The following is a 14,225-nucleotide window of genomic DNA, read 5'->3' as shown; positions in this document are numbered from 1 at the left end:
TGTGAACCCTCTGGTTCAGCTCGCGGCCGAAGAGGCGGAAAACCCCCTCATCCCGCCGATCCCCGAGCTCGTCATCGGTCTGATCGCCTTCGTCATCGTCTTCGGTTTCCTCGCGAAGAAGCTCCTCCCGAACATCAACAAGGTTCTGGACGAGCGTCGCGAGGCCATCGAGGGCGGTATCGAGAAGGCTGAGGCCGCTCAGACCGAGGCCCAGAGCGTGCTGGAGCAGTACAAGGCCCAGCTCGCCGAAGCCCGGCACGAGGCCGCGCGCCTGCGCCAGGAAGCGCTGGAGCAGGGCACTGCGCTCAAGGAAGAACTGCGCGCAGAGGGCCAGCGGCAGCGTGAGGAGATCATCGCTGCCGGCCACGCCCAGATCGCGGCGGACCGTAAGGCCGCCTCTCAGGCGCTGCGTCAGGACGTGGGCAAGCTCGCCACCGACCTGGCCGGAAAGCTCGTCGGCGAGTCCCTCGAGGACCACGCCCGGCAGAGCCGCACCATCGACCGCTTCCTCAGCGAGCTTGAGGAGAAGGCCGAGGCGGCCCGATGAACGGAGCGAGCCGCGAGGCGCTGGCCTCCGCGCGTGAGCGTCTCGACGCGCTGACGGACAACACGTCCGTCGACGCGGCGAAGCTCGCCGGTGAGCTGGCTGCCGTCACCGCGCTGCTCGACCGTGAGGTCTCGCTGCGTCGGGTCATCACGGACCCGGCGCAGTCCGGCGAGGCCAAGGCCGAGCTGGCCGGTCGGCTGCTCGGCGGCCAGGTCGGCGGGGAAACCCTCGACCTGGTGTCCGGCATGGTCCGGTCCCGCTGGTCGCAGTCCCGCGACCTGGTGGACGCGCTGGAGGAGCTGGCGGCCACCGCCGACCTCACGGCCGCCCAGCAGGGTGGCGCACTCGACAACGTCGAGGACGAGATCTTCCGCTTCGGCCGGATCGTCTCCTCGAACACCGAGCTGCGTGCCGCGCTGACCGACCGTGCGGCCACCGCCTCCGCCAAGAGCGAGCTGCTGCGCAGCCTGCTCGGCGGCAAGGCGAACGCCGTCACCGAGCGCCTGGTGATCCGTCTTGTCACGCAGCCGCGTGGACGTAGCCTGGAAGCGGGACTGGAGTCCCTTTCCACGCTCGCCGCCGAGCGCCGCAACCGCATGGTCGCCACTGTGACCAGCGCGGTTCCGCTCAGCGACGTGCAGCGGGCGCGTCTCGGCGCTGTGCTGGCCAAGCTGTACGGCCGACAGATGCACCTGAACCTCGACGTGGACCCCGAGGTCCTCGGCGGGATCTCGGTGCGAGTCGGCGACGAGGTCATCGACGGCACCATCGCGGACCGCCTCGCCGAGGCGTCGCGCCGCATGGCCGGCTGACCAGCCACCAAAAGAACAGAAGCATTCCTAGCGGCCCGGTTGGGCCGTGCAGAACTTGCAGAAGATTCCTGGGGGTCGCCCCCAGACCCCTAAGAAGCTTCAGGCCCAACAAGGAGAGCAGGGAACCCAGATGGCGGAGCTCACGATCCGGCCGGAGGAGATCCGGGACGCACTGGAGAACTTTGTCCAGTCGTACCAGCCGGACGCGGCCTCGCGCGAGGAGGTCGGAACGGTCAGCGTTGCCGGCGACGGCATCGCGAAGGTGGAGGGTCTGCCCTCCGCCATGGCGAACGAGCTGCTGAAGTTCGAGGACGGCACCCTCGGTCTCGCCCTCAACCTCGAGGAGCGCGAGATCGGTGCGGTCGTCCTCGGCGAGTTCAGCGGTATCGAGGAGGGCCAGCCGGTGCAGCGCACCGGTGAGGTGCTCTCGGTCGGCGTCGGCGAGGGCTACCTCGGCCGCGTCGTCGACCCGCTCGGCAACCCGATCGACGGTCTCGGCGAGATCGCGACCGAAGGCCGTCGCGCCCTGGAGCTCCAGGCTCCTGGCGTCATGGTCCGTAAGTCCGTCCACGAGCCGATGCAGACCGGCTACAAGGCCATCGACGCCATGGTGCCGGTCGGCCGCGGTCAGCGTCAGCTGATCATCGGTGACCGTCAGACGGGTAAGACCGCTCTGGCCGTCGACACGATCATCAACCAGCGCGACAACTGGCGCTCGGGCGACGTGAACAAGCAGGTTCGCTGCATCTACGTCGCCATCGGCCAGAAGGGCTCGACCATCGCGTCCGTTCGCGGCGCCCTGGAAGACGCCGGCGCGCTCGAGTACACGACGATCGTCGCCGCCCCGGCGTCCGACCCGGCCGGCTTCAAGTACCTGGCGCCGTACACCGGTTCGGCCATCGGTCAGCACTGGATGTACGCCGGCAAGCACGTCCTGATCATCTTCGACGACCTGTCGAAGCAGGCCGACGCCTACCGCGCCGTGTCGCTGCTGCTGCGCCGCCCGCCGGGCCGCGAGGCCTACCCGGGTGACGTCTTCTACCTGCACTCCCGTCTGCTGGAGCGCTGCGCGAAGCTGTCCGACGACATGGGTGCCGGTTCGATGACCGGTCTGCCGATCGTCGAGACCAAGGCGAACGACGTGTCGGCGTTCATCCCGACCAACGTCATCTCCATCACCGACGGCCAGTGCTTCCTGGAGTCCGACCTGTTCAACGCGGGCCAGCGCCCGGCGCTGAACGTCGGTATCTCGGTCTCCCGCGTCGGTGGCTCCGCCCAGCACAAGGCCATGAAGCAGGTTTCCGGCCGTCTGCGTCTGGACCTGGCCCAGTACCGCGAGCTGGAGGCGTTCGCCGCCTTCGGTTCCGACCTGGACGCCGCGTCGAAGGCTTCGCTGGAGCGCGGCAAGCGTCTGGTCGAGCTGCTGAAGCAGGGCCAGTACCAGCCGATGCCCGTCGAGGAGCAGGTCGTCTCCGTCTGGGCCGGCACCACCGGCAAGATGGACGACGTTCCGGTCAACGACATCCGTCGCTTCGAGTCGGAGCTGCTGGAGCACCTGCGCCGCGAGCGCAAGGACCTCCTCACCTCCATCGCCGACGGCGGCAAGATGTCGGACGACACCCTGTCCTCCATCGCGGACGCCATCGCCGGCTTCAAGCGTCAGTTCGAGACCTCGGACGGCAAGCTCCTGGGCGAGGACGCACCGGCCGTCAACGTCTCCAAGTGACGACGGAAGGGACCTGACTCATGGGAGCGCAGCTCCGGGTCTACAAGCGTCGCATCCGTGCCATCACGGCGACCAAGAAGATCACCAAGGCGATGGAGATGATCGCCGCCTCGCGCATCGTCAAGGCGCAGCGCAAGGTGGCGGCGTCGATGCCGTACGCGACCGAGCTCACCCGTGCGGTGACCGCGGTGGCGACCGGTTCGAACACCAAGCACGCCCTGACCACCGAGGTCGAGACGCCGACCCGTGCCGCGATCCTGCTCATCACGAGCGACCGCGGTCTGGCCGGCGGCTACTCCTCGAACGCCATCAAGCAGGCGGAGCGGCTCACCGAGCGGCTGCGTGCTGAGGGCAAGGACGTCGACACCTACATCGTCGGCCGCAAGGGTCTGGCTTACTACGGCTTCCGCGAGCGCAAGGTCGTGGATTCGTGGACCGGCTTCACCGACAGCCCGGCCTACGCCGACGCCAAGCGCGTCGCCGGGCCGCTGATCGAGGCCATCCAGACCGAGACGGCCGAAGGTGGCGTCGACGAGCTGCACATCGTCTACACGGAATTCGTGTCGATGATGACGCAGAACCCGGTCGACGGCCGGATGCTGCCGCTCAGCCTTGACCAGGCTCCGGAGGAGACCGGTGCGAAGGGCGAGATCCTTCCGCTGTTCGACTTCGAGCCGTCGGCGGAGGACGTCCTCGACGCCCTTCTGCCGCGCTACGTCGAAAGCCGCATCTACAACGCACTGCTGCAGTCGGCCGCTTCCGAGCACGCCGCCCGCCGCCGCGCGATGAAGGCGGCGACCGACAACGCCGGAGACCTCATCAAGAGCCTCTCCCGGCTTGCCAACGCGGCCCGCCAGGCCGAAATCACCCAGGAAATCAGCGAGATCGTCGGTGGCGCGAGCGCCATGGCTGACGCGACCGCGGGGAGTGACAAGTAATGACGACCTCTGTTGAGACGGCCGCCGCCACGGGCCGCGTCGCCCGGGTCATCGGCCCGGTCGTCGACGTGGAGTTCCCCGTCGACGCCATGCCTGACATCTACAACGCGCTGAAGGTCCAGGTCACCGACCCGGCCGAGGACGGCGCGCTGAAGACCCTGACCCTCGAGGTCGCGCAGCACCTGGGTGACGGCCTCGTCCGTACCATCTCGATGCAGCCGACCGACGGCCTGGTCCGCCAGGCCCCGGTGACCGACACGGGCGAGGGCATCACCGTCCCCGTCGGTGACTTCACCAAGGGCAAGGTCTTCAACACCCTGGGTGAGGTGCTGAACTACCCGGAGGAGAACGCCAACGTCACCGAGCGCTGGCCGATCCACCGCAAGGCCCCTCGCTTCGACGAGCTCGAGTCGAAGACCGAGATGTTCGAGACCGGCGTCAAGGTCATCGACCTTCTCACCCCGTACGTCAAGGGTGGAAAGATCGGTCTGTTCGGTGGTGCCGGTGTCGGCAAGACCGTTCTGATCCAGGAAATGATCTACCGCGTCGCCAACAACCACGACGGTGTGTCGGTGTTCGCGGGCGTCGGTGAGCGTACCCGTGAGGGCAACGACCTCATCGAGGAGATGGCCGACTCCGGCGTCATCGACAAGACGGCGCTTGTCTTCGGCCAGATGGACGAGCCCCCGGGCACCCGTCTGCGCGTCGCCCTGGCCGGTCTGACCATGGCGGAGTACTTCCGCGATGTGCAGAAGCAGGACGTGCTCTTCTTCATCGACAACATCTTCCGGTACACCCAGGCGGGTTCCGAGGTGTCGACCCTGCTCGGCCGTATGCCCTCCGCGGTGGGTTACCAGCCGAACCTGGCCGACGAGATGGGTCTCCTCCAGGAGCGCATCACCTCGACCCGTGGTCACTCGATCACCTCGATGCAGGCGATCTACGTCCCCGCGGACGACCTGACCGACCCGGCGCCGGCGACCACCTTCGCCCACCTCGACGCGACGACGGTTCTCTCCCGTCCGATCTCCGAGAAGGGCATCTACCCGGCCGTGGACCCGCTGGACTCGACGTCCCGCATCCTCGACCCGCGGTACATCGCGGCGGACCACTACGCCACGGCGATGCGCGTCAAGGGGATCCTGCAGAAGTACAAGGACCTCCAGGACATCATCGCGATCCTCGGTATCGACGAGCTGGGCGAGGAGGACAAGCTCGTTGTCCACCGTGCCCGTCGTGTCGAGCGCTTCCTGTCGCAGAACACCCACGTGGCGAAGCAGTTCACCGGTGTGGACGGTTCGGACGTTCCGCTCGACGAGTCGATCACCGCGTTCAACGCGATCTGCGACGGTGACTACGACCACTTCCCCGAGCAGGCGTTCTTCCTGTGCGGTGGCATCGAGGACCTGAAGGCCAACGCCAAGGAGCTGGGCGTCTCCTGATCCGGCGCGCTCCGCGAGGAGTGCATCCGGTTCGCAGGTTTCGACGGAGAGGGGCGGGTGTGTCCCGTCCCTCTCCCCACGCCCATTAGAATTTGACCCAACACCCGGCCGACCCGCCGGGTGGTGACCCGAGGAGCCACCTTGGCTGCTGAGCTGCACGTCGAGCTGGTCGCGGCGGACCGCAATGTCTGGTCCGGCGAGGCCACCCTTGTTGTCGCCCGCACCACGTCCGGCGACATCGGCGTCATGCCCGGTCACCAGCCGCTTCTCGGTGTGCTGGAATCGGGCCCGGTGACCATCCGTACCAGCGACGGCAACACCGTCGTCGCCGCGGTGCACGGCGGTTTCATCTCGTTCGCGGACAACAAGCTGTCCCTGCTGGCCGAGATCGCCGAGCTCGCGGACGAGATTGACGTCCAGCGTGCGGAGCGGGCACTGGAGCGCGCGAAGTCGGAGGCCGACGCGGCCGCCGAGCGTCGCGCTGATGTCCGGCTGCGCGCCGTAACGGGCTGAACGCCCGACGGAGTTTGATCATTCGAGTCCCGGGGGGCGACCTTCGGGACTCGGCAGACCTCAGCCGCGGTCCGTGCTGGAATTTTCCAGACCGGGTCGCGGCTGAGGCGATGCGGGTCCTCCCCCAGACTCCGTCTGGGGGGGTCCCCGGTTTCTCATGTGTAGTCGATGAGCGAGGAGGTCGGTGAAGATGCTCCTCGCTCTGCTTGTGAGCGGCCTGGTCGTAACCCTGGTGGTGATCGGGCTGTTCGTCTTCGGGCTGCGCCGCAGACTCATCCAGCGGTCCGGCGGCACCTTCGACTGCAGCATGCGCTGGGGCGTGTCCGAGGAGCCCGACATCTCCGGCAAGGGCTGGGTGTACGGGGTCGCGCGCTACAGCGGTGACCGGATCGAGTGGTTCCGGGTGTTCTCGTACTCCCCTCGCCCGCGCCGGATGCTGGAGCGGTCCTCCATCGAGGTCGTCGCCCGCCGTGCCCCGGAGGGCGAGGAGGAGCTGGCGCTGCTCTCCGATGCCGTCGTGCTCGGCTGTCTCCATCGGGGGACCCGCCTGGAGCTGGCGATGAGCGAGGACGCGCTGACCGGATTCCTCGCCTGGCTGGAGGCGGCGCCGCCCGGCCAGCGGGTGAACGTGGCCTAGGGCCTGTCCTTCGGATCAGGCCCTAGGGCCGAGCGATCGAGAAGCCGGGGAGACGGGGGCGGACCCGTCTCCCCGGCTTCGGTATGTCTACTGGAGCCCGGTGTGGACCGCGTTCGCGAGTTCACCGTTCGTGGTGTCTCCGCTGAACTCCCAGTAGAAGGCTCCCCTGAGGCCCTGCTGCTTGGCCCAGGTCATCTTCCCGGCGATGGTGGCGGGGGTGTCGTAGCTCCACCAGTTGCTGCCGCACTTGGCGTAGGCGGTGCCGGCGACGGTGCCGGTGGCCGGGCAGCTGTTCTTGAGGACCTTGTAGTCCTCGATGCCCTGCTCGTACGTGCCCGGGGCCGGTCCGGTGGCGGTGCCGCCGGGGGCTGCCTGGGTGACGCCGGTCCAGCCGCGGCCGTAGAAGCCGATGCCGAGGTTGAGCTTCGAGCCGGGCACGCCCTTGGCCTTGAGCTTGGCGATGGCGTCGGCCGAGTTGAAGCCGGCCTGCGGGATGCCCGCGTAGGAGGTGAGCGGGGAGTGCGGGGCCGTCGGGCCCTGGGCCGCCCACGCCCCGAAGAAGTCGTACGTCATGACGTTGTAGAAGTCGGTGTACTGCGCGGCGCCCGCGTAGTCGGCCTTGTCGATCTTGCCGCCGTCCGAGGCGTCGGCGGTGATGGCCGCGGTGACCAGGTTGTTCGCCCCGAACCGTGCCTTCACGGCCTGCATCAGGTTCTTGAAGGCGGCCGCTCCGCTGGTGTCGCAGGACAGGCCGCAGGCGTTCGGGTACTCCCAGTCCAGGTCGATGCCGTCGAAGACGTCCGCCCAGCGCGGGTCCTCGACCAGGTTGTAGCAGGACTGGGCGAAGGCGGTCGGGTTGGCGGCGGCCTGCGGGAAGCCGCCGGACCAGGTCCAGCCGCCGAAGGACCACAGGATCTTGATGTTCGGGTAGGCCTTCTTCAGCTTGCGCAGCTGGTTGAAGTTGCCGCGCAGCGGCTGGTCCCAGGTGTCGGCGACGCCGTCGACGCTCTGGTCGGCGGTGTAGGCCTTGTCGTAGTCGGCGTAGGCGTCACCGATGGTGCACTGGCCGTTCTGGACGTTGCCGAAGGCGTAGTTGATGTGGGTGATCTTGCCGGCCGTGCCGGAGGTGACCAGGTTCTTCACGTGGTAGTTGCGGCCGTAGACGCCCCAGTTGGTGAAGTACCCCAGCTTGACCTTGCCGCCCGGGTCCGGGGGGATGACCCCGCCGGTGGTCGTCACCGTCGCCGAGCCGGAGGAGGGGCCGGTCTGGTCGACGGTGTCGCGGGCGGTGACGCTGTAGGTGTACGTCGTGCCCTTGGTCAGGCCGGAGTCGGCGTAGCTGGTCCCGGTGACCGTGGCGATCTTGCTGGAGCCCCGGTAGACGTCGTAGTTCTTGACGCCCTTGTCGTCCGTGGCCGGGGTCCAGGTCAGGGTGAGCGAGGTGTCGGCGATGTTGCTCGCGGTGGGGGTGCCGGGAGCCGTGGGGGGAGTGTCGCCGGGCTGGGTGCCGCCGTCGCAGGAGGCGCCGTTGATCTTGCAGCCGCTCGGCGCGCCGCCGCCGGAGCCGTTGAAGCCGAAGCTCGCGGTGGCCCCTGGGGCCAGGGTCCCGTTCCAGCCGAGGTTCTTGGCGGTCCAGTGGGTGCCCGAGCCGGTCACGGTGGCGTCCCAGGCGGAGGTGACCGAGGTGCCCGCCGGGTAGTCCCACTCCACGGTCCAGCTGCTGAGGCTGGTGGTGCCGGTGTTCTTCACCACCCACTTGCCCTCGAAGCCGGAGCCCCAGTCGGAGACCTTGGTGTACGTCGCGGTCGCGGAGGCGGCCGCCTGGGCCGGGCCGGCCAGTGCGACGAGGCCGGAGACGGGCAGCGCGAGTGCGGCCACGATCGCCGCGACCCGACCGAAGAACCGGGTGCGCCTGGTGCGGGGTGGGGATGCTGTGCTCAAGGGTGATCCTCCGTAGGTCCGTCGAGGTCGTGGGGCCGACTACGACATGGGGGTGGGACCTGCGCCGCCCGTGAGCACGCTTTGTCATGGCACGCTCACCACAGTGTTCCGGCGAGCGTAGAAAGGTCTGGACCAACCGTCAAGAGGTCCAGACCGGTGCGGGCGGAGCCGTTCATATCCCCAACTCCTGTGCCAGCACTGCCGCTTGGAGCCTGCTGCGCAGCTCCAACTTGCCGAGCAGCCTGCTGACGTGCGTCTTGGCCGTCGCCTCCGCCATCTCCAGGCGCGCCGCGATCTCCGCGTTCGACAGACCTTCGCCCAGAGCGCTCAGCACCTCCCGCTCCCGCCGGGTGAGGGAGGCGACCGCCGCGGCCCGCTCCGGCGCCGGGGCAGGCCGCGCCGGCCGGGGCGCCGCGAACTCCGCGATCAGCCGCCGGGTCACCGCCGGGGCGATCAGGCCCTCGCCGCGCGCGACGGTCCGTACCGCCTCGATCAGCTCCGCGGCGTCCGCGTTCTTCAGCAGGAAGCCCGCGGCTCCCGCCCGCAGTGCCCCGAAGACGTACTCGTCGAGGTCGAAGGTGGTCAGCACCAGGACGTCGGCCAGCCCCTCCGAGACCACCTGACGGGTCGCGGACACGCCGTCGAGCCGGGGCATCTGCACGTCCATGAGGACAAGATCCGGCCGTAGCTCCCGGGCCAGGCGCACGGCCTCCTCCCCGTCGGTGGCCTCGCCCACCACCTCGATGTCGCCCGCGCTGCGCAGGATGAGCACCAGCCCGGCCCGGACCGCTCCCTGATCCTCCGCCACCACCACCCGAATGGTCATGCCTCCACCGCTTTCTCCTCCGCGGGCAGTGTCGCCCGTACCTGCCACACCGCACCGGACCGCCCCGCCGTGAACTCTCCGCCCAGCAGCTCCGTCCGCTCCCGCATGCCGATCAGCCCGGCGCCCGAGCCCGGGGCGCGCGGCCCGGGCCGGTCCCCGTAGGGCGAGTCCACCCGTACGCTCAGCAGCCCGTCCGCGTGCGCCACGCGGACCGTGACCGTGCCCGGGGCGGCGTGCTTGAGGGCATTGGTCAGCGACTCCTGGACGATCCGGTACGCCGCCAGCTCCACGGGCGCGGCCGCCGACTCCGCGGGGGGCCGCTCGTCGTGGAGCACGAACGTCAGCCCGCTCGCCGAGCCGTTGGTCCTGGCCTGCCCGAGCAGGGCCTCCAGGCCGTCCAGCGAGGGCACGGCGACCGGTTCCTTGTCGCCGCCGGCGTCCCGCAGCAGCCCGATCAGACGGCGCATCTCGGCCAGTCCCTGCACGCTGTTCTCGCGGATCACACCGAGCGCGTCCCGGCTGGTGTCGGCCTTGTCGATGGAGAGCGCGGCGGTGGAGTGGATGGCGATGGCGGAGAGGTGGTTGGCCACCATGTCGTGCAGCTCCCGGGCCATCCGGGCGCGCTCGGCGGCCACCGCCTGGCTGCGGTCCATCTCGGCCAACAGCGCGGTCTGCTCGGCGCGCAGCCGGGCGGCCACGGCGGCCTCGCGGTGGTTGCGCAGGGTGGCGCCGGTCAGGGCCGGGCCGAAGCTGACGATGCCGGTGACCGCCCCGATCAGCAGGGCCTGCGGGGTACGCAGCCAGGCCAGCGAGGCGATGGTGACCACGAGGGTGATCAGGCCGGTGGTGACCGGGAGGCGCCGGGCCATGGCCGGTTTCCCGTACACGACGGCCGCGTACATCAGGTCGGTGAAGATCACGACGGTGGCGAGGCTGCCGACCGTGAACTGGTCGGCGATCACCCCGACCGTGCCGACGGTCAGGGTCAGGTTCGGCTTGGTGCGGCGCAGCAGCTCCATCGCACCGAGGGCCACGAGCGGGACCAGCGCCGCCCAGGCCGGCAGGAAGCCCCGGCCGGGGCTGCTGTAGACGCCGAGCGACCAGAAGGCCAGGCCCGCGGCCGTGCTGACCACCGCGAGGAAGACGTCGTCACGGTGGGGGCGCAGGTTCTTCTCGGTCACGTTCCCATCCAACAGGGTGCGCGGGCCCCGCACGTCGGCGGAGAGGCCGAAGCGCGGCTACATCGAAGGATGCAGGTCCACATGGTCAATGGAGACGACGTATCGGGCCCCGCCGGACGGGAGCCTGGAAGGGAACGGAGAACCCGAGCGGACGGAGAGTCCCATGATCGTCGCGCTGATCATCGCCTGCGAGGTCGGCTTCTGGGTACTGCTGGCGGCCGGCCTGGCGCTGCGCTACCTCGCGAAGATGCCGAGGCTGGGCGCGGCGGTCCTGCTGTGCGAGCCGCTGATGGAGCTGGTCCTGCTGGTGGTCACCACGTTCGACCTGAAGAACGGCGCCGCACCGGACTGGAAGCACGGACTGGCCGCCCTGTACATCGGCTACACCGTCGCCTACGGCCACTACACGATCAAGTGGCTCGACGGGCACGCCGCGTACCGGCTGGCCGGGGGGCCGAAGCCGGCGGGACCCGGGTACGGGACGGCGCGGGCCCGGCACGAGTGGAAGCTGTGGATCCGTACCGTGCTCGCCGCCGCCGTCGCCCTGACGCTGCTCCAGCTGGCGATCTGGTTCGTCGGTGACGCGGGCGACGTCAGCTCGCTCGAGGGTTGGCAGTTCAGCGCCCTGCGCGTGGTCGGCATCCACGCCCTGGTCGCCGTGGCCTACACGATCTGGCCGAGCAAGGCCCCGAAGAACGGCCCGGACCAGGACCGGCAGCAGGCCCGGGAGCAGGCCCCGGCGGACGCCGCCGAGGACCGGTCCCCCCTGACCCGGACGGAGCGCTAGCGCTCGCCGCCCGGCACCCACAGCACGTCCCCGACCTCCTTGTTGGCCACCCGGGCCAGGATGAACAGGAGGTCGGAGAGCCGGTTCAGGTAGGTGGCGGTCAGCGGGTTCATCACCTCGCCGTGCACCTCCAGCGCCGCCCACGTCGAACGCTCGGCGCGCCGGACCACCGTGCAGGCCTGGTGCAGCAGGGCCGCGCCGGGGGTGCCGCCGGGGAGGATGAAGCTGCGCAGCTTCTCCACCTGCTCCAGGAAGTGGTCGCAGTCCGCCTCCAGCTTGTCCACGTAGAACTGCTCGACGCGCAGCGGCGGGTACTCCGGGTTCTCGACGACCGGGGTGCACAGGTCGGCGCCGACGTCGAAGAGGTCGTTCTGCACGCGGACCAGGACCTTTGCCAGGTCCGCCGACAGTCCGCCGAGCGCGATCGCCGTCCCGATGGCCGCGTTGGCCTCGTTGGCATCGGCGTACGCGGAGATCCGCAGGTCGGTCTTGGCGGTGCGGCTCATGTCGCCGAGGGCGGTCGTGCCCTGGTCGCCGGTACGGGTGTAGATGCGCGTGAGGTTCACCATGCGGCCAGCGTAGACGGGCCCGCGGGGGAAATTCCGGGCGAGGTCGCCGCCGCTCACATACGGTCCGATGGGCCCCTGGCCCGGAAGGGAGCGGCGAAGTGGCCGACGTGTACTACATCTGGCGGCTCGCCGAGGCCGCCCAGCAGATCGATCTTCTGGCGGGCTTCCTCGCCACCCGGGACGCGGACGGGCCGGTCGCCCTCCGGGAGTCGGCCGAGTCCGCCCGGGCCGGACGCGCGGCCGTGGCCGCCGGGCGCCTGAGGGAGGCCCTGGACCGCCTCGAGGCCCTGCGACGACATGCCGCCCGCTGGGCCGGCCACCCGCACCACCCGGGCGAACCGGACGCCGCCGAGCACGACGCGAGGGTCTGGGACTACGCCAAGGACATGCTGCGCGCGCAGCTCCCGCCCCGGGAGGCGAAGGCCGCCACCGCGCGCGACGTCCTGGGGGCGCTCCACCGCCTGCGGAGGGAGATCTGCGCGTGCCCGGAGGCCGACGAACGGGCCCGGGCGGACGCCCACCACCTCGCCGGACGCGGCGCCATGGCCGTCGAGATCGGCCACCTCGGCGCCGCCCGTAAGGAGCTGGGACGGCTGCGCGCACTGGCCGAGAGGTACGCCGGGGACGAGGACGGGTGAACTGGAGGGCGGGGGAGGGTTGCTGGGCCGTCCCGGTGTGATGTCCGTCATCTGAGACGTGACGCGTGTTACTTCACGGTCACACGGCACCGCCCGGGCGCTAGTCTCCGCCGGAGTGGCTACGTGACTGTGCCGTAGGGAAACGAGGGGTGTGTAGTGGCTGGGAAGCTCGCCGTCATCGGTGCCGGACTCATGGGTTCCGGAATCGCGCAGGTCTCCGCTCAGGCGGGTTGGGACGTCGTACTCCGCGATGTCACCGAGGCCGCGCTGACCCGTGGCACGGACGGAATCAAGGCCTCCTACGACAAGTTCGTCTCCAAGGGCAAGCTGACGGCGGAGGACGCCGAGGCCGCGCTCGCGCGCATCACCACCACCACGGACCTCGACGCGGTCGCCGACGTCGACATCGTGGTGGAGGCCGCCTTCGAGAAGATCGAGATCAAGCACGAGATCTTCCGCGCCCTGGACAAGATCGTCCGCGAGGACACGATCCTCGCCTCCAACACCTCCGCCATCCCGATCACGAAGATCGCGGCCGTGACGGAGCGTCCGGAGCGGGTCGTCGGCGCGCACTTCTTCTCGCCCGTCCCGATGATGCAGCTGTGCGAGCTCGTGCGCGGCTACAAGACGAGCGACGAAACCCTCGCCACCACCCGGGCGTTCGCCGAGTCCGTCGGCAAGACCTGCATCGTCGTCAACCGCGACGTCGCCGGCTTCGTGACGACCCGTCTGATCTCCGCGCTGGTCGTCGAGGCCGCGAAGCTGTACGAATCGGGCGTGGCCTCCGCCGAGGACATCGACATCGCCTGCAAGCTCGGCTTCGGGCACGCGATGGGCCCGCTGGCCACCGCCGACCTGACGGGCGTCGACATCCTGCTGCACGCCACCAGCAACATCTACACCGAGTCCCAGGACGAGAAGTTCGCCCCGCCGGAGCTCATGCGACGGATGGTGGACGCCGGGGACTTCGGCCGCAAGAGCGGCCAGGGCTTCTACAAGCACTGAGGCCTGGCCCTGCCACGGAGCACCACCGTTCGAATGCCGTCACCCCCCAGGGTGAATTAGGTATCGGTTCGCTCACGGTCGGCAACTTCCCTGCCCGTGCGGCAGTCAGTTGCAGTGAGAGTTGCCGACCACGGACCAGTCGGACCATTACGTACGCAGTACCGCCGGGAGTACACATGCACATCAGGGGCGACCACGCCGAACTCGCTGTCGGGGGTCGCCTCGACGTGCGCAGCGCGGCGGACGCCCGTACGGCCCTCCACTCCGCCCTCGACGACGGGCAGGGCGACCTCGTGCTCGACCTCACCGGGCTCGACTCCTGGGACGCGACCGGCCTCGGCGTGATCATGGGAGCGCACCGCCGGGCCGGTCGGACGGGCCGCCGCCTGGTCCTGCGCGGCGTGCCCCCGCAGATGCAGCGGCTGCTCGTCGCGACCCGGCTGCACCGGATCCTCGCGATCGAGGGCGGCCTGGAAGCCGAGTCCCTGCCCCGCGTCTGACCGACAAACCGCTGACCTCCGCGTTCCCCGCGGAAACGTAACGGTCCGGTGGTGATCGCACCCCTGCGGTTTCCCGCACGACCGGCCACGGTCTAGGGTTCGGGCGGAAACCGGACCGGTGGCGACAGCGGGTGCGCGACGGCCGGGCGGTACGACGGCGAGG

15 protein-coding genes are annotated in these 14,225 nt (G+C 69.7%); 11 read left to right on the top strand and 4 right to left on the bottom strand.

The genetic code is table 11. The features are described from left to right. Position 1: 1 nt before the first annotated feature. The 7 genes from ACGFYY_RS00945 to ACGFYY_RS00915 all read left to right on the top strand — a co-directional run bounded on the left by ACGFYY_RS00945 (position 2) and on the right by ACGFYY_RS00915 (position 6,615). On the top strand, positions 2-547 hold the full coding sequence (locus tag ACGFYY_RS00945) for a F0F1 ATP synthase subunit B (RefSeq protein WP_030008696.1): 546 nt from the start codon (positions 2-4) through the stop codon (positions 545-547). Beyond that, positions 544-1,359, top strand: a complete 816-nt coding sequence (locus ACGFYY_RS00940) for a F0F1 ATP synthase subunit delta (protein ID WP_365269558.1) — start codon at positions 544-546, stop codon at positions 1,357-1,359. The genes ACGFYY_RS00945 and ACGFYY_RS00940 overlap by 4 nt, the downstream gene beginning before the upstream one ends. Before the next feature lie 130 nt (positions 1,360-1,489). Then, positions 1,490-3,085, top strand: coding sequence for a F0F1 ATP synthase subunit alpha (gene atpA / locus ACGFYY_RS00935; protein ID WP_030857153.1), 1,596 nt, complete (start codon positions 1,490-1,492; stop codon positions 3,083-3,085). 20 nt (positions 3,086-3,105) lie between these two features. Further along, positions 3,106-4,023 (top strand): F0F1 ATP synthase subunit gamma, encoded by a 918-nt coding sequence (locus ACGFYY_RS00930; RefSeq protein ID WP_365269555.1) that lies wholly within the window; start codon positions 3,106-3,108, stop codon positions 4,021-4,023. Continuing rightward, entirely contained in the window at positions 4,023-5,465 is a 1,443-nt protein-coding gene (atpD, locus tag ACGFYY_RS00925) for a F0F1 ATP synthase subunit beta (protein WP_136232537.1), read from the top strand. The genes ACGFYY_RS00930 and atpD overlap by 1 nt, the downstream gene beginning before the upstream one ends. A gap of 141 nt (positions 5,466-5,606) precedes the next feature. Continuing rightward, complete coding sequence (locus tag ACGFYY_RS00920; RefSeq protein WP_030720897.1) at positions 5,607-5,978, top strand: F0F1 ATP synthase subunit epsilon; 372 nt, start codon at positions 5,607-5,609, stop codon at positions 5,976-5,978. Positions 5,979-6,168: 190 nt separating this feature from the next. Next, positions 6,169-6,615 (top strand): DUF2550 domain-containing protein, encoded by a 447-nt coding sequence (locus ACGFYY_RS00915; protein WP_365269551.1) that lies wholly within the window; start codon positions 6,169-6,171, stop codon positions 6,613-6,615. Positions 6,616-6,702: 87 nt separating this feature from the next. Here the strand turns inward: ACGFYY_RS00915 and ACGFYY_RS00910 are convergent, their stop codons facing one another. The 3 genes from ACGFYY_RS00910 to ACGFYY_RS00900 all read right to left on the bottom strand — a co-directional run bounded on the left by ACGFYY_RS00910 (position 6,703) and on the right by ACGFYY_RS00900 (position 10,563). Further along, positions 6,703-8,556 (bottom strand): glycosyl hydrolase family 18 protein, encoded by a 1,854-nt coding sequence (locus ACGFYY_RS00910; RefSeq protein WP_393706469.1) that lies wholly within the window; start codon positions 8,554-8,556, stop codon positions 6,703-6,705. A 172-nt stretch (positions 8,557-8,728) separates the two neighbouring features. Continuing rightward, the gene (locus ACGFYY_RS00905; RefSeq protein ID WP_393706468.1) at positions 8,729-9,382 is read right to left on the bottom strand and encodes a response regulator; all 654 of its coding nucleotides are present in this window, start codon (positions 9,380-9,382) and stop codon (positions 8,729-8,731) included. Next, positions 9,379-10,563: a sensor histidine kinase gene (locus ACGFYY_RS00900; RefSeq protein ID WP_393706467.1), complete on the bottom strand. Its 1,185-nt coding sequence runs from the start codon at positions 10,561-10,563 to the stop codon at positions 9,379-9,381. The genes ACGFYY_RS00905 and ACGFYY_RS00900 overlap by 4 nt, the downstream gene beginning before the upstream one ends. Positions 10,564-10,726: 163 nt before the next feature. Between ACGFYY_RS00900 and ACGFYY_RS00895 the strand changes: the two genes are divergently transcribed. After that, positions 10,727-11,350, top strand: a complete 624-nt coding sequence (locus ACGFYY_RS00895) for a hypothetical protein (protein WP_393706466.1) — start codon at positions 10,727-10,729, stop codon at positions 11,348-11,350. Here the strand turns inward: ACGFYY_RS00895 and ACGFYY_RS00890 are convergent. After that, entirely contained in the window at positions 11,347-11,919 is a 573-nt protein-coding gene (locus ACGFYY_RS00890; RefSeq protein WP_365269536.1) for a cob(I)yrinic acid a,c-diamide adenosyltransferase, read from the bottom strand. The two genes, ACGFYY_RS00895 and ACGFYY_RS00890, sit on opposite strands and share 4 nt — an antisense overlap. A 98-nt stretch (positions 11,920-12,017) precedes the next feature. Here ACGFYY_RS00890 and ACGFYY_RS00885 point away from each other — a divergent pair, with 98 nt between their 5' ends. The 3 genes from ACGFYY_RS00885 to ACGFYY_RS00875 all read left to right on the top strand — a co-directional run bounded on the left by ACGFYY_RS00885 (position 12,018) and on the right by ACGFYY_RS00875 (position 14,062). Beyond that, positions 12,018-12,557 (top strand): hypothetical protein, encoded by a 540-nt coding sequence (locus ACGFYY_RS00885; RefSeq protein WP_393706465.1) that lies wholly within the window; start codon positions 12,018-12,020, stop codon positions 12,555-12,557. Between the two features lie 156 nt (positions 12,558-12,713). Then, complete coding sequence (locus ACGFYY_RS00880) at positions 12,714-13,562, top strand: 3-hydroxyacyl-CoA dehydrogenase family protein (RefSeq protein WP_365269530.1); 849 nt, start codon at positions 12,714-12,716, stop codon at positions 13,560-13,562. A gap of 176 nt (positions 13,563-13,738) precedes the next feature. Further along, the gene (locus ACGFYY_RS00875; RefSeq protein WP_030764081.1) at positions 13,739-14,062 is read left to right on the top strand and encodes an STAS domain-containing protein; all 324 of its coding nucleotides are present in this window, start codon (positions 13,739-13,741) and stop codon (positions 14,060-14,062) included. Positions 14,063-14,225: the final 163 nt, after the last annotated feature.

It is taken from the genome of Streptomyces sp. NPDC048331, from assembly GCF_043201215.1.
GTDB lineage: Bacteria > Actinomycetota > Actinomycetes > Streptomycetales > Streptomycetaceae > Streptomyces.
Note: the sequence above shows the minus strand (reverse complement) of the source record. Positions and strands in the feature narration are given on the sequence as shown.